Origin of the sequence: Paenibacillus praedii, assembly GCF_049725345.1 — a bacterium.
GTDB lineage: Bacteria > Bacillota > Bacilli > Paenibacillales > Paenibacillaceae > Pristimantibacillus.
Genome location: NZ_JBMWAM010000022.1, coordinates 15,592 through 33,805 on the forward strand (window position 1 = coordinate 15,592; position 18,214 = coordinate 33,805).

The 18,214-nt window shown below is 51.1% G+C and carries 17 protein-coding genes; 15 read left to right on the plus strand and 2 right to left on the minus strand.

Features of this window, described 5'->3' with window-relative positions; all coding sequences use genetic code 11:
- The first annotated feature begins 166 nt into the window (after positions 1–166).
- From ACO9K6_RS17355 to ACO9K6_RS17425, 15 genes are all read left to right on the plus strand, one after another.
- Positions 167–1,228 carry a LacI family DNA-binding transcriptional regulator gene (locus ACO9K6_RS17355; protein WP_424768811.1) on the plus strand — a complete coding sequence of 354 codons (1,062 nt, stop codon included), beginning with the start codon at positions 167–169 and terminating at the stop codon, positions 1,226–1,228.
- 479 nt (positions 1,229–1,707) lie between these two features.
- The gene (locus ACO9K6_RS17360; protein ID WP_424768812.1) at positions 1,708–3,009 is read left to right on the plus strand and encodes an ABC transporter substrate-binding protein; all 1,302 of its coding nucleotides are present in this window, start codon (positions 1,708–1,710) and stop codon (positions 3,007–3,009) included.
- Positions 3,010–3,141: 132 nt separating this feature from the next.
- Complete coding sequence (locus tag ACO9K6_RS17365) at positions 3,142–4,026, plus strand: carbohydrate ABC transporter permease (protein ID WP_424768813.1); 885 nt, start codon at positions 3,142–3,144, stop codon at positions 4,024–4,026.
- Between the two features lie 7 nt (positions 4,027–4,033).
- Positions 4,034–4,867 (plus strand): carbohydrate ABC transporter permease, encoded by an 834-nt coding sequence (locus ACO9K6_RS17370; protein ID WP_424768814.1) that lies wholly within the window; start codon positions 4,034–4,036, stop codon positions 4,865–4,867.
- Between the two features lie 68 nt (positions 4,868–4,935).
- Entirely contained in the window at positions 4,936–6,222 is a 1,287-nt protein-coding gene (locus tag ACO9K6_RS17375; RefSeq protein WP_424768815.1) for a glycoside hydrolase 5 family protein, read from the plus strand.
- Positions 6,223–6,280: 58 nt separating this feature from the next.
- A complete protein-coding gene (locus ACO9K6_RS17380; protein WP_424768816.1) occupies positions 6,281–7,210 on the plus strand; it encodes an alpha/beta hydrolase in 930 nt (309 codons plus the stop codon).
- Positions 7,211–7,242: 32 nt separating this feature from the next.
- Positions 7,243–7,884 (plus strand): hypothetical protein, encoded by a 642-nt coding sequence (locus ACO9K6_RS17385; protein ID WP_424768817.1) that lies wholly within the window; start codon positions 7,243–7,245, stop codon positions 7,882–7,884.
- 58 nt (positions 7,885–7,942) lie between these two features.
- On the plus strand, positions 7,943–8,659 hold the full coding sequence (locus tag ACO9K6_RS17390) for an SDR family NAD(P)-dependent oxidoreductase (protein ID WP_424768818.1): 717 nt from the start codon (positions 7,943–7,945) through the stop codon (positions 8,657–8,659).
- Positions 8,660–8,960: 301 nt separating this feature from the next.
- On the plus strand, positions 8,961–9,068 hold the full coding sequence (locus ACO9K6_RS17395; RefSeq protein ID WP_424768861.1) for a sporulation protein YjcZ: 108 nt from the start codon (positions 8,961–8,963) through the stop codon (positions 9,066–9,068).
- 176 nt (positions 9,069–9,244) lie between these two features.
- Complete coding sequence (locus tag ACO9K6_RS17400; RefSeq protein WP_424768819.1) at positions 9,245–10,252, plus strand: CobW family GTP-binding protein; 1,008 nt, start codon at positions 9,245–9,247, stop codon at positions 10,250–10,252.
- Positions 10,253–10,394: 142 nt separating this feature from the next.
- Entirely contained in the window at positions 10,395–10,937 is a 543-nt protein-coding gene (locus ACO9K6_RS17405; RefSeq protein ID WP_424768820.1) for a hypothetical protein, read from the plus strand.
- 339 nt (positions 10,938–11,276) lie between these two features.
- Positions 11,277–12,311, plus strand: coding sequence for a LacI family DNA-binding transcriptional regulator (locus ACO9K6_RS17410; protein WP_424768821.1), 1,035 nt, complete (start codon positions 11,277–11,279; stop codon positions 12,309–12,311).
- A gap of 36 nt (positions 12,312–12,347) precedes the next feature.
- Positions 12,348–14,540: an alpha-galactosidase gene (locus tag ACO9K6_RS17415; protein ID WP_424768822.1), complete on the plus strand. Its 2,193-nt coding sequence runs from the start codon at positions 12,348–12,350 to the stop codon at positions 14,538–14,540.
- Positions 14,541–14,756: 216 nt separating this feature from the next.
- Positions 14,757–15,623 (plus strand): SDR family oxidoreductase, encoded by an 867-nt coding sequence (locus ACO9K6_RS17420; protein ID WP_424768823.1) that lies wholly within the window; start codon positions 14,757–14,759, stop codon positions 15,621–15,623.
- An 88-nt stretch (positions 15,624–15,711) separates the two neighbouring features.
- The gene (locus tag ACO9K6_RS17425; RefSeq protein WP_424768824.1) at positions 15,712–16,242 is read left to right on the plus strand and encodes a type 1 glutamine amidotransferase domain-containing protein; all 531 of its coding nucleotides are present in this window, start codon (positions 15,712–15,714) and stop codon (positions 16,240–16,242) included.
- A gap of 133 nt (positions 16,243–16,375) precedes the next feature.
- Here ACO9K6_RS17425 and ACO9K6_RS17430 read toward each other — a convergent pair whose 3' ends face one another.
- Entirely contained in the window at positions 16,376–17,251 is an 876-nt protein-coding gene (locus ACO9K6_RS17430) for a carbohydrate ABC transporter permease (RefSeq protein WP_424768825.1), read from the minus strand.
- Positions 17,252–17,273: 22 nt separating this feature from the next.
- Positions 17,274–18,131, minus strand: a complete 858-nt coding sequence (locus ACO9K6_RS17435; protein WP_424768826.1) for a carbohydrate ABC transporter permease — start codon at positions 18,129–18,131, stop codon at positions 17,274–17,276.
- Positions 18,132–18,214 lie beyond the last annotated feature (83 nt).

Here is an 18,214-nt window from a genome sequence, read left to right on the forward strand (position 1 = left end):
TTATTTAAAAATCAGCGACTTTTCCCTGTACACAGTTGAAATTTGTTTAATTTTTTTATATTGTATAAATAACTAACGTTAATGAAACGGCAATTCGAAATGTTCCATGCAAGCTGCAAGAGCTGCGCTGCCGCCTGGCAGCAGAGAAGAGATGGAGGATGTAAGGATGAACAAGGTTACACTTCAGATGATAGCGGATCGGCTTCATGTATCGAAGGCGCTCGTATCCAAAGCGTTGTCGGGAGATAGCGCCGTTAACGAAGGAACGAAGGAGACGATTTGGAAAACGGCGGAGGAGATGGGGTATCGGTTCAAGAAGGCAAGAAAATTCGGCATGGAAGTGACGAGCGGCATGATGGCGGTTATTATGCCGAGGGCTTACCTGGACGATATGGAATATTGGGGCAATGTCATTCAGGGGATCGAGAAGGAGCTGCTGGAGCATAATTTCAGCATGCTGCTGTCGAGCATTGACATCTCGCTGCCGCCCAAAGAAGGTTTGCTGCCCACAATCGAAGATCAAAGAGTGAACGGCGCTATCGTCATGGGCCATCTGCCCAAAAACTATATCGAGGCGCTGAAGGACAAGCATTTCCCTTTTATTATGCTGGACGCGAACCTGCATGATCCCGAGCTTGATCACGTGCTTGCAAACAATTATCTAGGAGCATACGAGGCGACTGTATATTTGATGAAGCAGGGGCACAGCCATCTTGCATTTGTCGGGGACCCGGACACTTCATGGAGCTTCAAGGAGCGCTTCCGCGGCTTCCGCGAGGCGGTGACGGATTTTGCCAAGGAGTGCGGACACCCGATATGGGCGAAGCAGATCGGAGGCATCGGGGTGTCGGGTACAGGCATGTATACGAATCCCGAGTTGGATAAAGACATTCAGGATAGCGTCAAGCAAAGTAATCCGGTTACGGGCATGTTTTGCGCCAACGATTTGACGGCGTTTGAGACGATCAAACGGCTTGGCGAGCTTGGACTGAATTGCCCGAATGACGTATCGATTGTCGGATTCGACGATACAACGCTTGCGAAGCTGCTGCGCCCGAACCTGACGACGGTAAAGGTGCCAAAGGCGGCAATAGGCGCCCGTGCGGCGGAGCTCATATTAAGACGTATCCGCCATCCGCAGATTACTCCAGGGCTGGTCATGCTCTCCACTGAGCTGGTGGAGAGGGAGTCTGTCCGCCAGCTATCCGCGGTCAAAGCGCAAGTCTGAGCTCGTTCTGCTTTGTTTCAGACCTATATGGCAAGCCAACAAGTCGAGTCGGGCGGCACAGCGCCCATGCGCTCGACTTTTTTATTTCACCGCCTGTTTAAAATAGGAAATGTTGGAGCAGTAAGTGCCGTTGATGTCCGTTAGTCGCAGTTCTCTGGTGCATAAGGAAATGGCCTGCTTACAAGCAGCTTAACGCTCGATTGATAATCTGGCAAAAGACAAGCCGCTCGTATTCGAGCGGTTTTTTGGCGTGCTGAACGACTAGACCGCAAGCGAGCGACCCTTAGCGCTCTAAGCCCAACTCTTCGTATCCCGCGTCCGCGCTGGTAAGAAAGGCCACAACACACATGAAGTTGAATTTAATTGCAATTTTATTGAATTTAATTTTTTTATTTAAAATTTAATTAGTTGAAAGAAAAGTTTCATTATGTTAATATAACGTTGCAAGGCATTCATCATTAATACAAGGGGGATTTACGATGAGAAAGTCTATGTTGACGATGCTTAGCATCGTGATGCTAGCTCTGACGCTGGCGGCATGCGGCGGCAATGACAAAAACAATGGAGGAACCGGCAACGGAGGGCAATCGGCTCCTACTGCGTCGAACGGCGAAGCGGGCGGCGATGAGATCGGCGGCACGATTACATTCCTCACCAACCGGACGGACATGATCGATAAGGAATATGTCGACTATGCCAAACGGTTCAAAGAAAAGTATCCAAACGCCGAAGTGAAATTTGAAGCGGTAACGGATCTCGACAAAACGACGAAAATTCGTATAGCATCCGGCGAATTCCCGGATGTTGTACTGATCCCAACGATTCCGAATTCCGAATTATCCAATTATTTCGCCCCGCTTGACGATCTTGGGTTGAATGACCGTATCTTCTTCAGAGATTACAAGGCCTATGACGGCAAAGTATACGGCATCTCGGCCGGAGCGACGACAACCGGCATTGTATACAACAAAAAAGCGTTCGCCGATGCGGGCATTACCGAAATCCCGACTACGCTGGACGAATTCTATGCCGCAGCCGAGAAGTTGAAAGCAAATGGCGTTGTGCCGCTGGCTTCCAACTTCAAGGATCAATGGCCGCTTTATCCATGGGCTTCCGAGGTGCCTAGCTCCATTGCCGGCAACGCCAATCTGAATAATGAGCGCGTCGATACGGATGCCCCATATCAGTTGGACAATCCGTACGGTCAAGCACTGACGATTATCCGCACCATGTTTGAGAAAGGTTACCTGGAGCCGGACGTCAACTCTACCAACTGGGAGCAATCCAAGAAGGACGTTGCAAGCGGCAAATTCGCAATGTATATGCTCGGCAACTGGGTCATCCCGCAAGTTGCGGATAGCGGTACAACAAGCGACAACGTCGGTTTCTTCCCGTTCCCTTACGACAATTCAGGCAAGGTGAACGTAATGCTGGCTCCGGACTGGGGCTACGGCGTCAATAAAGACAGCAAAAATCTTGCAACAGCGAAAGCGTTTGTGAAATGGATGCTGGAGGAATCCGGCTTCGACGCCTTCGCCGGCTTTATTCCGGTGCTGAAAGATAAAGAAGCGCAAGTGCCGCAGCTGGCCGAATTCAACAGCTTTAACCCGACGTATATCGAAGCTCTATCGGACAACGAAACAGCAACCGAAATCGTGAACAAGGCGCAAATTACGAAGGAAGCGGTAGTGCAGGAATTTGTTCTTACGAAGGACCCGCAATCGGTGCTGGACAAGTACAATGCTGCCTGGGCGAAAGCGAAAAGCGCAGTCGTAAAATAAGCCGTCTTTCCGACAGCAAGATCGTATCTTAGATAATGAGGGAAGTGGATTATCAGGGAGAATGCGCCGGATAATCCACTTTTGTTCAAAGGGGCCCCTCTCAAGCGGCAAGAAACGGAATGGAGTGGATGTATGAATAATTTGTCTTACCACGCGCAGCGCAAACTTATATTGGCAGCGTTCCTGGCGGTCCCGCTCGCGCTTCTATGTCTATTTACCTTTTACCCGGCGATCCGGTTATTGTTTCAGAGCTTCACCGACTGGGACGGCATAAGCGCCTCCAGCGAATGGCTTGGTTTCGATAATTACAAGGAAATTTTTACAAATCCGTCCTTATTCGGCGTATTTATCCATCAAATTCCGTATGTCATTATCGGCGTGATCCAGAATGTGGTCGCGATTCTGTTTGCGGTTATACTGAATTCGAAAATAAGAGGACGAAACGTCTTCCGCGTCATGCTGTTTCTTCCGTTTATTATGAACGCGGTTGCCGTCGCCTTTATGTTCCAATATGTGTTCGACACGACGAACGGCTCGCTCAATGCACTGCTCGGCTTCCTTGGTCTAGAGTCGCTGCAGCAGAGCTGGCTTGGCAATACTTCGATCGTGAATTATACGCTTGCGTCCATCGGCTTCTGGCGGTTTATGGGTTACAACATGGTTATTTATCTTGGCGCGCTGCAGTCGATTCCAAGCGATATGTACGAAGCGGCGAAAATCGACGGCTCGAACCGATTCCAGACGCTGTGGTACTTGACGCTGCCGAACCTGACGAAAATTATTCAGCTCAACATGTTCCTCACATTAAGCGGCGCATTGTCCGTATTCGATTTGCCGTTTGTGCTGACGAAAGGCGGTCCTGCAGGAGCGAGCGAAACGTTCCTGATGAAGACGATCGAAACGGCGTTCCAATTCAACAATTTTGGACTGGCGTCGGCGATGAGCGTCGTTTTGCTGGCTTTTACCGCCATTATTTTGGGCATTCAGAATCTCGTTCTGAACCGGAAAGGGGACTAACGAAGGTATGCAGACAAAAAGATGGGACCCGGTCCATTTGCTGAAATATTTCATGCTGGCCGTGGCGGCATTCGTGGTGTTGTTCCCGCCCTATGTCGTGTTCGTAAACGCGTTCAAAACGGAGAACGAAGGCGGGGCAAGCCCGTTCGCGCTTCCGGAAAGCTTCCTGAATTTCGACAACTTCGCTGCGGTGATGGAGCGGGCCAGTATTGTGCAGGCGTTCTCTAATACGTTCATCATCGTCGTTGTGTCGTTAATCGGTAACGTTATTTTGGGTACGATGGTCGCATATGCGCTGGGGCGGATCGAGTTTAGAGGGAAAAATGTCATTCTCGGCGCTTTCCTAGTCGCTACGATCATTCCGACTATTACGACGCAGGTTGTCGTGTTTTCGCTCATTCAGTCCATGGGCCTGTACAATTCGTTGTCCGCTCCGATCCTGCTGTTTATCGGCGCGGATGTCATTCAGATTTATATTTACTTGCAATTTATCCGCAATATCCCGTACGAGCTCGACGAAAGCGGCATGATGGACGGGGCGAGCCTATTCCGCATTTACCGAAGCATTATTTTCCCGTTGCTCGGCCCTGCGACGGCGACGCTTGTTATTCTGAAGACAATTAATATATACAACGAGCTTTATATCCCGTTTCTGTATATGCCTAAGCAGGAGCTGGTTGTCGTGTCGACGTCGATCATGCGCTTCGCGGGCAATAATCAGGCGCAATGGGGCAATATATGCGCGGCCATTTTAATCATTATGATCCCAATGACGCTGATCTATTTGTTCCTGCAGAAGTATATCTTTTCGGGCGTTATGAACGGCGCGGTGAAAGGGTAGGCGCAATGCAAGGCCGGTCGCTGCAAGTCCGGAATCAATACAAAATTAAACAGCAAGGATGGATAGAGATGGCTAACATAACCTCATCTTTTGTGACAAGAGAGAAATCTAGACTGCTGCTGGACGGCAAGCCGTTTCGATTCGCAGGACCGAATATTTATTGGCTTGGCCTCGACGAGAATGTGAACGGGGTAGATTGGCCGACGCCTTTCCGGGTAATAGACGCGCTCGATACGGCGGTGGAGATGGGGGCGAATGTGGTGCGCTCTCATACGATCGGTGCATCACAGGGCAGTCCCAAGTCGATTATGCCGGAGCCCGGCGTATTTAACGAGGAAGCGCTTCGCAAAGTGGATTTCGCTATCCACGAGGCGGGCAAGCGGGGGCTCAGGCTTATTATTCCATTCGTCTGCAACTGGGATTATTATCATGGCGGACGGCTGACGTTCACCAGATGGCAAGGCTCCGAGGACCCGCTGGATTTTTATACTAATCCGGAATGTATCGCCTTGTTCAAGCGATATATGAAGATGCTGGTCAACCGGGTCAATACATACAGCGGCATTGCATACAAAGACGATCCGGCAATCATGGCATGGGAGCTCGGCAACGAGCTGAACGATTCGCCTGCGGATTGGGTGCGGAACATTACCGATTATATCAAAAGCATAGACGGGAACCATCTTGTCGCCCACGGCAAGCAGTTTGGTCTGGACCGCGACAAGCTGGAGATAGCCAGTCTTGACATTCTCGATGTACATTATTATCCGGCCAATGCCGAGAAGACCATTGCAGACGCGCGGGAGGTTGAGGCCGCCGGAAAGGTGTATATCCAGGGAGAATACGGCTGGCCGGACGCCGACTTGGCATCATTTACAGCTGCCGCAGAAGCGGAGCCCGCCGTGTCCGGTACGCTGTTCTGGTCGTTGTTCTCGCATGGCGACAGCGGCGGTTATGTCCAGCATTACGACGGTTTTTCCGTACATTATCCGGGTACCGGCGTCAATGACGATCTCGCGGAGCGGATCGGCCGATTGCGTTCTCACCTCTACAGGATGAGAGGGCTGTCGGTGCCGGAGCATTCCGTCCCTGCGGAGCCGGCGATCATCCGGGCAGAAGGAGAAATTTCGTTTCGCGGCGCCGTAGGCGGAGCTTATTATACGGTGGAGCGGGCCACAGAGAGCGAGGAAGGACCGTGGGTGATTGTTTACGACCGGCGTCCGGCGGATCATGCCGAATATTGGATCGACCCGTCCCGTATCCATTCAAAACCTGCGTTTTACCGCATCAAGGCGCATAATCCGGTCGGCATTGCCGGCAAATACTCCTCCGTATACCGTTCGGAGCCGTTCTGATTCGCAACGCGCGCCGTGAGCTGGCATCCGTGCTTCTAAGAGGGTGAATCAGAGGGCGATGGACTCATTCGTGTTATTGGGCATATTTTTGTCGATGTTTGGCGCGGGCTTGCTGCTAGGTTTCGTAGGTGCGGGCGGATCGGGTTCTAATCGAAAGGGGAAGAGGAATATGGCTTTTATGCAAGTGGAGTTCTATTCCAATACGCTGTCGCTTGCCAGCACCATTCAAGTCATAGCGCCCGTGCGGCCTAATCCGATAAACACGGCTCGTGGTGAGGCGGAAGAAAGTGGAAGGCCAGCCGCTTATCCAGTGCTGTACCTGCTGCATGGCGGGTCCGACAACCACACGAGCTGGCACCGATTCAGTTCGATCGAGCGGTATGCGGCAGACAAGGACATCATCGTCGTTATGCCGTCGGTACAATACAGCTTTTATGCCGATCAGAAATTCGGCTTTCCGTATTTCACTTATTTGACCGAAGAGTTGCCCGCAGTCGTCAAGGGGCTGTTCCATGCGTCGGACCGGCGAGAGGATACGTTTGCGGCAGGCTTGTCTATGGGCGGCTACGGTGCCTTCAAGCTTGGTATACGTTGCCCTGGCCGGTTCGCGGCCGTGGCAAGCTTGTCCGGCAGTCTCGACCAGTGCGACCGGCTTGGCCCTTCGCCTACTATTCAAAACCAAATGATGCTGCAAATGGCGCATTATACGTTCGGCTCCGCATCGGAATATAAGGGTAGCGGAAACGATCTCGCATATGTGCTTGAGAATCATTTGCGAGCGGGCGTGACGTTGCCGAAATTTTATCAAGCCTGCGGGACTTTGGATCATAATTTCGGCATGAACGAGAGCTTCTACCGGCAATTCAATGGACGGCTTGATCTGACCTATTCGGTCGACGAGGGCAGAGGACATGAATGGAATTATTGGGATGAGCAGATTCGCCTCGTTCTGGATTGGCTGCCGATTAATGGAGGAGATGGTAAGTAATCTGTTTGGACGATTGAAGGGAGACAGGCGGAGTGGAGGGGAAGAATGTAATCGTTATAGGAGCCGATCACTCGTTCGCGGACAGGATGTGCCGGATATGGCTGGACGAAGGCAGAGTGGTACTGGCCGCCATGACCGGCAGCGGGTTGGCTTCGCAAGTCGATAGTAAGCATCGGATACGGTTCGATCCGCTTGAGGAACAATCCGTCCAAGAGATGGCCATGAAAGCAAGCGAAGTGATGGAGCGGATCGATATGGCGGTGTGTTGCTTCTACAGGCGAAAGGAATCTCGGCTGCGGGACGGAATCGATAGCCGCGATGTGATGGAGATGTACGACTACAATGCGCTGGCGCCGCTGCGCGCGATTGAAGCGCTCTTGCCTCACATGACCGGAGGATGCAAACGAATCGGATTTCTGTCCGATGTGCGCGGTAGCGTGACCGAACCAAGAGGGGCCCGGCATATCGGGTACGATATGTCACTTGCAGCGAGACAAATGTCGATTAAAATAATGTCCAATGCATTGTTCAGCGAGGGGTATACTTTCAGAATTGCGCTGATGGACATGGAGAGGGAGAATGCAATGCCGGAGGATGAACTGGCTAGAACGGTATGCCGCCGCTTGTCCGACTTTGCCGATCAGGAGGCGTTAAAACTATTCATAGCGGAATAACATCATCTCGAACGATTCCCTTGGTTTCGTACAAAAGCAGTAAGGAAGGTGAACAGGCATGTACACGGCATTCGTAACCGGAGCGGATCGGGGCTTGGGGCTGTCATTGTCGGCGCAACTGCTGATGAAAGGCTGGCGCGTCATTGCAGGCCGTTACTTGGAGGATTGGCATCAGCTGACAGAATTAGCCGCTTGCTACCCGGACCGGACAGTCGTTGTCCCGCTCGATATCGGCTCCGACATTTCTGTGAGAGAAGCCGCGAAGCTTGCTGCGAAGGAGACTGATGCCGTCGATCTTGTTATTCACAATGCAGCCGTATCGACTCGGCTCAAGGATCTGGACATTGTTGGCGGGCTGGATTATGAAGATATGATGAGAATGTATAATGTTAACGCCGTGGGAATGCTTCGTGTGACCGAAGCATTCCTGTTCTTGACGGATGCAGGCTCCATGAAGCGGCAGTGCATCGTCTCGTCCGAGGCGGGCAGCATCGAACGTTGCGAACGCCGGGCATGGTATGGGTATTGCATGTCGAAGGCAGCGCTTAATATGGGAGCATTGCGTCTGTACGAGCAGCTGCGGCCGCAAGGCTACACCTTCCGGCTCTTTCATCCGGGGTGGATGAAAACGTATATGTCCGGAGTCAAGAATGAGGACGGGGAGTTGGAAGCTGACGAAGTGGCGGAAGCGGCCGTGCGTTTTTTTGTTGAGCCGAGAGAAGCGGACGACCGTTTAATGATGATGGATTGGTCGGGAAAGGAATGGCCGTGGTGAGACCTTCTTCTCTCATCCATTTAAGAACTGGCCGAACCTCCAGCTCAGTCCCTTGCCGCCTGGCTGCCTCCGCGAGTCGGGCAGCGCCCTCAATGTTATCGAAGCCGAATGAGAGCGCTGTTAGGCGCGTGCGTATTTTACCTTATTGCCCATACGCATTTATCCCTGAAACATAAGATAAGATGTACCTTTACACAAAGGAGTTGAAAAAATGAGCTATGGAGTAGCTGGAGCCGGCGGAGGAAACTACGGACCTAATCCGGTGGCAGGAGTTGCTGCAGGAAACTGCGCGCCTTATCCGGTGGCAGGTGTCGGAACTGGACCATGCGGAGGCGGAATATTCCCAAGCCTGGGTGTTATTTTGGTCCTTTTCATTCTGCTTGTCATCGTATCCCGTTCATGGTGGTAAACTTGAACGAAGCTTACTTGTAGATTGGAACAATTGCGTTTCCACTTTTTTAAATGAGCACTCACAAAATCCCCGAGCGCGCTTGGGGATTTTTGTGATGAATGAACGTAATAGTTACGATATAATAGAAACAAGCAGCAAGCTGCTTAATAGATGTACATATAGGAGAATACGCGATGAATAAGACACAACAAATTATCCCGGTGCATCTGCTGTCGGGATTTCTGGGAAGCGGCAAGACGACTCTACTTCAGCGGCTGCTTGATTACTATAAAGCGAGCGGGAAGAAGCCGGCCGTTATTATGAATGAGCTGGGCGATATTAATCTGGACGGACAGCTGCTGGGCAATGCGGTGCCGATGGCGGAAATGCTGAGCGGCTGCATCTGCTGCACGATACGCGGTGATTTGGGAATGGAAATAAGCATGCTTATAGATCAGCATCAGCCCGATGTTATTTTTATTGAGTCGACAGGCGCAGCCAATCCGATGGAGACGCTTGATGGGGTATTGGAAGCGGCCATGTATAAGCCGGTAGACCTTCACAGCGTCATCACTGTCGTGGATGGACCGGAGCTGCTGGAACGCGGCCGAACCGGCAAGGGCCGCACCTTTAAGCTGATGCAAGAGCAAATTCGCTGCGCTTCGATTTTACTGCTCAATAAGGTGGATAAGCTGGAGCCGGAGCAGCTTGTCGAGTCGCAGCAGCAGCTGCGGGAGCTGAATGCCCATGCCCGGATTATCGCTACCGTACGCTGTGCGATAGATGACTGGAGTCTATTGGAGGATGACGGGACTCGAGCGCTCCAGCATAGGGTGGCTCATGCTCCTGGCGGCGATGAGCCTGAGAGTCTTGGGCAAAGCGGCGCCGGTCATCATCATAGCCATGATCATGTCATGGCTGTTACTCATTATTGGCGCAATCCTGTGAACAGCGAGGATTTTGAGGCGCTGCTGAACCGGCTGCCGGATAACGTCTACCGGGCGAAAGGGATCGTAACTTTTAGCGACACGAGAAGCCGGTTTTTGTTTCAATATGCATATAGGGAATCGGACTTGATGAAGATCGAGCCGCAAGGCCCTGTGAATGATGTAGCCGTATTTATTGGAGAGCGTTTCTCTAAGGAGTGGCTGCTGCGGGAGCTTATGCTGGTGGAGAAAGCGGGGCTTGCGGAGCTGAAATAACGGCAAGACAAATAAAGGCCGCACCGCAGGTCAGTGTCGAATTTTGCTGACAGCATGTCTATTCGCGCAGCTGCATGGGTAAAATAATCCAGATGAGGCCAGCGCCTCTGCACGAAGACGCAATAGAAAGGTGTGACAGCAGATGTTACGAAATTGGTGTGCGGCGGTTGCAGCGCTTACGGTGCTAACAGTACTGTTCACGGCTTCCCCCGTTTTGGCGACTCAGCCGGAAACGGATTTACGCGAAGCCTTATACGTCGTGCAGCACCCGAAACCATCAGATGAGGACAGTTTGGACAAGCATCATAAGGGTAAAATGACGCGTAAGGATTTCGAAGCGTACCGACTCCAGAAGCTGAAGGAGATTGCGGCATACTTCGGGATCCAAACGGACGGCAAGTCAGCCGAGCAGTTGAAGAAGGAAGTAGAGGCTGCGAAGCTGGCGAATAAAGACAGATGGGAAGCATTCAAGGCGGAGTATAAAGTAAAGCGGCTGCAGCATCTGCGGAAAATTGCCGAAGAGCATGGCATCAAGACAGAAGGCAAGACGGGGGAGCAGCTGCGCGAGGAGCTCTACCGCCTGCACGGCTCAAAAGGAAAACGTCCGCATCGCCTGGAGGATCACGATCGGGCGGGCGAAGACGACGGGAAGCAGCAAACCAAAGAAAAGCAGAATCAAGTATAGAATGCGAGAGGAGGAGCCGCGCATTATTCGCGAGCACAATTGTGACGACATGCAGGGCTATCTGTACAGCCCGCCGGTGCCGGCCCCCTTTTCGTACAAATTTTTATGGAGCACCATGCCGTTGGCAGTTGATCAATATTACGTCCCTCCTTTTGGGCAGGAGGAGACGTTTTTTTATTTTCAGAAAAATATATTTTTTGCCTTACGGTGTTGCAAAATGACAGGACTCGTCGTGGACAATCGTCTCCGGCTCGATAAATCTTTTATCTTGTATGAGTTTCAGCTGTCTGATACACTGTTATTATTTAGTAAAATTATTAACTAAACATGGAGAGTGGAATGGCGACCATAAAAGATATTGCGCTTGAGGCGGGCGTGTCGGCGGCTACCGTATCGCGTGTGCTGAACAATGATGCTACGCTGGCCGTCAGCGAGGAGACGAGAGTACGCATATTTAGTATTGCCGAGCAGCTTCAATATAAGCCTGCGAGATTGCGAAGATTGAAGAAGGAAGAAGAACTCTCGCGCCAGCAAATCGGCTTGTTGATGTGGTTAACGCTGGAGGATGAGTATAGCGATCCTTATTTCTCCTCGATTCGTAGAGGCGTCGAGCTGCGCTGCGAGGAGCTTGGAATCAGCATATCGAAGGTGCTGCGCGGGAACAGCCGTGCGGAGCTGCAGCCGTTTCACGAGCTGGACGGCTTAATTGTGGTGGGCTCAATTGATGACTGCGATGTCGGTGCGCTTTACGAGCGGTCTAATCGGATCGTATTTGTAAATCACTCGAATGAGCTGGATGAGTTTGATACGGTGAAACTGCATTTTGAGCAGGCTACGCATGCGGTTATAGCCCATCTCAGGCAGCTGGGACATGATCGGATCGGCTACATAGGCGGAAATGACTACATTCACCGGCTTAATCGGCAGGAAGAGGATATTGCCGGCAGCGAGCCTCGCCGTTTTTACTTTGAGAAGGAGCTGGGGAGACTCGGAATCTATGAAGAACGGTTTGTTATGCAGGCGGATTGGTCCTCGAACGGAGGGTACGAGTCGATGAAGCGGCTGCTGCAGCTGGATACACGGCCGACGGCGTGTTTTATCGGAAGCGATCCGATGGCGGTCGGGGCCCTGCGGGCCCTTCATGAGCATGGTGTGAAGGTGCCTCAGGAAATGGCAATCGTCGGTTTTGACGACATCGAAATATCGGCTTTCTTGACACCGCCGCTGACAACCGTTCGTGCGCATACAGAGCATATGGGCAGAGCGGCGGTACAACTGCTGCTTGAGCGGATTGAAGGCAGAGAGGCAGCCGTTCATATGACGCTCAATACCACCTTAGTCGTCAGGGAAAGCAGCGGTAGTACAGTGCTCTAGTGTTATAAATGATAAAGAAATCAGGAGGCGTTTATTTTGGCCATATTTTTTGATCAGCAGCGTTCCATATTTCATTTGCAGGCTCGCGATACGAGTTATGTGATTCATATTACGAAAACAGGCTATCCCGCGCATTTATATTGGGGAAAAAAAATCCGCGGTACCCAGCTTGATCGGCTGCTGGAGCTGAAGGAGCGGGCCTCCTTTACGCCGAGCACCGAGCTTGATCAGCTGGAGCTATCGCTCGATACGCTGCCGCAGGAATATCCGGGCTACGGCAATTCCGATTTCCGCATGCCGGCCTATCAAGTGATGCTTCCAAACGGGACGACCGTAACCGACTTGCGTTATGAGTCGCACAACATTATTAACGGCAAGCCCGGGCTTCCGGGACTTCCTGCAACCTATACGGAAAGCGACGATGAGGCGCAGACGCTGGAGCTGATATTGAGAGATGGGCTTACGGGATTGACCGTTGTCCTGTCCTATACCGCTTTTGAAGCTTTTGACGCGATTACGCGCTCCGCCAGGTATATCAATAACGGAGATGCCGTGCTGCAATTGCAGAGGGCATTCAGCTTAAGTCTTGATTTCGCGCATGACAGGTTTGACATGCTTCAGCTTTCAGGGGCGTGGACGCGCGAGCGCTATATTCATAAACGCAAGCTGGAGCCTGGCATGCAATCGGTCGAAAGCCGCAGAGGCTCGAGCAGCCATATGCAAAATCCGTTTGTAGCTTTGCTGTCGGAGGGCGCGACTGAGGACCATGGCGACGTATATGGGGTGAATCTCGTATACAGCGGCAGTTTTGCAGCAGGCGTAGAGGTCGATCAATTTCATACCGCGCGTTTGTTCATCGGCATTAATCCTTTCGATTTTAATTGGAGGCTTGAGGCGGGCGAACAGTTCCAGACGCCGGAAGCGGTTATGGTGCATTCCGAGCACGGGCTCGGCGGAATGTCGCACAGCTTTCATGATCTCTATCGCTCCCGCTTGATACGAGGAACATTCCGCGATCAGACGCGTCCGATTCTCGTAAATAACTGGGAAGCGACTTATTTCAATTTCAATGCGGACAAAATCGAAGCGATCGCCCGGACCGGCCAGGAGCTTGGCATTGAGCTGTTCGTGCTCGATGACGGCTGGTTCGGCAAGCGTGACGATGATACGACCTCGCTCGGCGACTGGTTCGTGGACCGGAGCAAGCTGCCAAGCGGCTTGGAGGATCTGGTCAGCCGGGTTAAGCGGCTGGATATGCAGTTTGGGCTATGGTTCGAGCCGGAAATGATCTCGCCGGAAAGTGAGCTGTACCGTGCTCATCCGGATTGGTGCCTGCATGTCGAGGGGCGCAGGCGCACACAGGCGAGACGCCAGCTCATCCTCGATTTGTCGCGCAAGGATGTTCAGGACTACATTGTGCAGTCGGTATCGGATATTTTATTGAGCGCGCCGATTACTTACGTGAAGTGGGATATGAACCGGAATATGACGGAGATCGGCTCGGCGCTGCTTCCTCCGGAGCGCCAGCGGGAAACGGCGCATCGCTATATGCTCGGCCTATACGATGTGCTCGAGAGAATCACGTCAGCATTCCCTCATGTGCTGTTCGAGAGCTGTTCCGGCGGCGGAGGCCGATTCGACGCAGGTATGCTGTATTACATGCCGCAAACGTGGACGAGCGATAATACGGATGCGGTATCCCGGCTCAAAATTCAATACGGGACCAGCATCGTCTATCCGGTAAGCGCTATGGGCGCGCATGTGTCGGCTGTGCCGAACCATCAGGTTGGCCGGATTACAACGCTTGAGACGCGCGGCAACGTCGCCTTGTCCGGTAACTTCGGCTATGAGCTCGATCTGACCCGCTTTACGGATGAGGAGAAGGAGACAGTCAAAGCCCAGGTTGCGCTGTATAAGGAAGTGCGTCATCTGGTTCAATTCGGTGATTTCTACCGCTTGCTTAGTCCCTTCGAGGGCAATGAAACGGCATGGATGTTCGTCTCCAAGGATCAAGCAGAGGCGTTTGTCGTTTATGTATCCGTTCTTCAGGAGCCGAATCCGAAGCTGAACCGCTTCCGGCTGAAAGGTCTTGACCCGAAGCGGGATTACAAGCTTGAAGGCCAGGAGTCCGTATTCGGCGGCGACGAGCTGTTATACGCGGGACTGGCAGTGCCGCAGTTCCATGGTGATTATGCGAGCAAGGTGTATCGCTTCCGCGCAATGGAATAGCAGCATGATAATACAAAGGCTGCAGCCGGTCAAATGATCGGTTGCAGCCTTTTCTTGTTGCAGCTTGGCAGGATCAGAGTCTGTCATCGCCTACTCTAGTAGTTGTATGTGTTCAATTTATTTTCTGTAATATTCGTCCATTTTACAAAAGAAAAAAACGCTTGCTCTTGACGTATCGTCAAGGGGTATACTTGGTTGCAAAGGGAGATGAGCAGCATGAAGTTAACGAAGTTGATGGATACTGCAGCACAAACGAAATATCCTATTGCTTTTATTACAGGGGCTTCCAGCGGATTTGGACTATTGACAGCTATCGGCTTGGCGAAGGAAGGCTATCACGTCATTGCCACGATGCGAAGCATAAGCAAGAAGGAAGCACTGCTGACGAAAGCAGCTGAGGCCGGCGTATTGAACAACATTGAAACGATGCAGCTAGATGTAACGATTTCCTCTCAGGTGGAGACTGCTGTAGGAGAGGTTATTCAGCGCTGGGGACGGATTGACGTATTGGTCAATAATGCGGGTTATGCTGTAATGGGCGTCGTCGAGGAAATACCGATGGAGGATTGGCGTGCGCAGTTTGAGACGAACTTTTTTGGCATGGTATCCGTTACAAAGGCCGTTCTGCCGCATATGCGCAAGCAGGGACAGGGGAAGATGATTAACATCAGCAGCGGTGCAGGAATCATAGGTTTTTCTAATACGGGACCTTACTCGGCATCCAAGTTTGCGATGGAAGGCTTCAGTGAGGCGCTCCGGCTAGAGCTGCTTTCGTTCAACATTCCGGTCGTGCTCGTTCAGCCGGGAACCTATGATACCGGAATATCTGCTAAGCATGTTTACCATAGCCAACCCCATTCGCCCTATCAAGCGATGATCAATCGATTCAATCAATTCAATAAAAAGTCCGAAGAAAATGCGCCTGATCCGATTCATGTCGCGAATACGATCGTGAAGATTAGCAAGTCGCGCAGGCCTAAGCTCCGTTATACCTGCGGCAGAGATGCACGGATGATTTTCCTCATGAAAAAGTGTCTGCCGTGGCGTTTAATCGAATGGGCTCTCCGAAAGGCTCTTCATTGATCCTATCGGACGACAGCGCATTGCGTCAAAATCACTCAATCGGGGTATAATAATTTGTGGTTTGAATAACGAGAGGAGTGAGCAAAGTATGACGAAGGCAAAGAAGGTAGCTTTTCTGCTGGCAGACGGCTTTGAGGATTCCGAGATGAAGAATCCATTTGATGAAATGGTGAAAAATGGTCATGAGACCGTTATTATTAGCTTAAGCAGCAATGAGGAATTGAAGGGCAAGAAAGGGACCGTGTCCTATAAATCGCATATGGGAATCAAAGAGGCGAATGCAGATGACTATTCCGCAGTGATTATTCCTGGGGGGAAATCTCCTAGCCACCTTATGAATAATGCTGATGTGCAAGCTTTCGTGCGTGAGGCGGACGAAGCCGGCATAACGATCGCAGCCATTTGTCATGGTCCGCAAATTTTAGCGGCAGCGGGTCTGTTGAAAGGGAGAACACTTACATCCTATCCAGGTATTTCCTCTGAGGTTGAAGCGGCAGGAGGGAAGTTCGTGGACAAGGAGGTTGTCGTTGACCGCAATCTCATTACATCCCGCACGCCGGAGGATGAGCCGGCCTTCATTCGGGAGACGATGGATAAGCTGGGCGTAAACGCTTGGTAGTGGTGCATAGGACCAGCGCAGAGCGCTGCCTGCAAGGTACGCTCAATTTGTGTGAATAGCTGTTAAGAAGGGGCGTTCCCGCCAGGTCTGATCAGGCCTGGCGGGAACGCCCCTTTGTATGGCTTGCTTACGCTTAGCCTTTAATAGCGCCCTCTGTCATGCCCTTCTCAATAAAGCGTTGAATGAACAGATAAATAATAAGTACAGGTATAACCGTAAGGGATACGGCGCTGGCCATAAGCCCAAAGTCCGTTCCATACTGTGAGCTGATCTCGTTCAGCAAAGCGACAATCGGTCTTACGCTTTCCTTATTCACGAAGATTAAGGCGGAGAACAAATCGTTATAGGACCATAAGAAGACGAAGATGCTGGCAGATGCGAACACCGGTCTTGCGATCGGCAGAAATATACGGGTAAACATATTGGCACGATTACAGCCGTCGATAAAAGCGGCTTCCTCCAGCTCCTTCGGTATTGTAGCCATATACCCCGCAATAACTAAGATAGCAAAGGTCAGATTACCCGCGGTATGAGGCAAAATCAATCCCCAGTACGTATTAACCAAATTCCATTTAATCAGAATTTCATAAACAGGCACAACCGTAGCGAATGACGGAATCAGCAGGCTTGCCACGAGAATCGAATAGACCGCCGAACGGCCGCGGAATTGAAATCTGGCGATAACATAGGCGGCCAAGCCCCCGATTATCAAGACGAGCAGCACAGCGCTTCCGGACATGATTAGGCTGTTGATATAGCTGCTGCCAATATTGATCCGGTCAAATGCTGTTGTATAATTAGTCATCACAGGCTCCGTCGCGAGCTTGAACGAGTTGTTCATGACATCTCTGGACACCTTGAACGAGTTATTCACAATCCAAAATAAAGGATAAATCGTTGTGAGAGACCACAGTATCAAGCAAGCATACGTAAATATCGTGCTGATTCCGACTCTTTTTTCAGATGTGGGTTTTTGAGCCTTAGGCGCTCTTATTTTGATTTGCTGCATTTCCTTACACCCCTGTAACAGCTTAGTATGAGATCTCTTCTTTTTTCAGCAAGCGGTTGGTAATAAGGGATAATACGACGCCAAACACGACAATGTACACCGCTATAGTGGAACCATATCCGAAGTTTAGATCGACCAGCGCTTTTTTGTACATGTAGGTCCCGAGCACCTCGGTGTCATTCTGCCCTCTTGCCAGAATCCAAATAAAGTCGAATACCTTCAACGTACCGGTAATTGCCAAAATCAGAACAACCTTTATATCGCTTATAATGAGCGGAATCGTCAGATAAAGCGTCTTCTTGATTCCGGTAATGCCTTCAAGCTTTGCCGCTTCGTAGAAATCGGAAGGAATCTTAGACATCGCCGTTAGAAACAGGATGAAGTAGAAGCCGACATAGTGCCACACTGTTGGAACCGCAACCGCGCGCAGAGCGCTGGACTCGCTTAGCCACAATATCTTCTCGTAGCCCAGATTGGACAAGGCCCCATTCAGCAAGCCGAATTGAAAGTTGTATATGAGTACGAACAATAAGGAAATGGCAGCGCCGGATATGACGATCGGGAAAAAAAATACGGTCCGGAAAAAAGCTTTTCCCCATTTGATGCTGTCGACCATCACGGCGAGGATCAATGCAATGCCAACCTGAAAAACGATTACGTACAGCATAATCTCCAGTGTGTTCAACGATGCTGCGCCCAGCATGCTGTCCGTAAACATCCGTTCATAGTTCGCGAACCCGACATATTTTTTCTCGAAAAAGCCGGACGTCCTGTAAAAACTCAAATAGAAGCTTTTGAAAAAAGGATAATACACGAATATAGACATCATTACGGCTGCCGGAAGCAAAAACAAAACGATATACTTCTTATCACCCTTCATACAATCACCTTTGGTGTTAAATTTTTTCTTATGCTGCCGAAATGAATTCGCCGCCCGTGAGACCAGAGGGGCGGCGAGCTTCA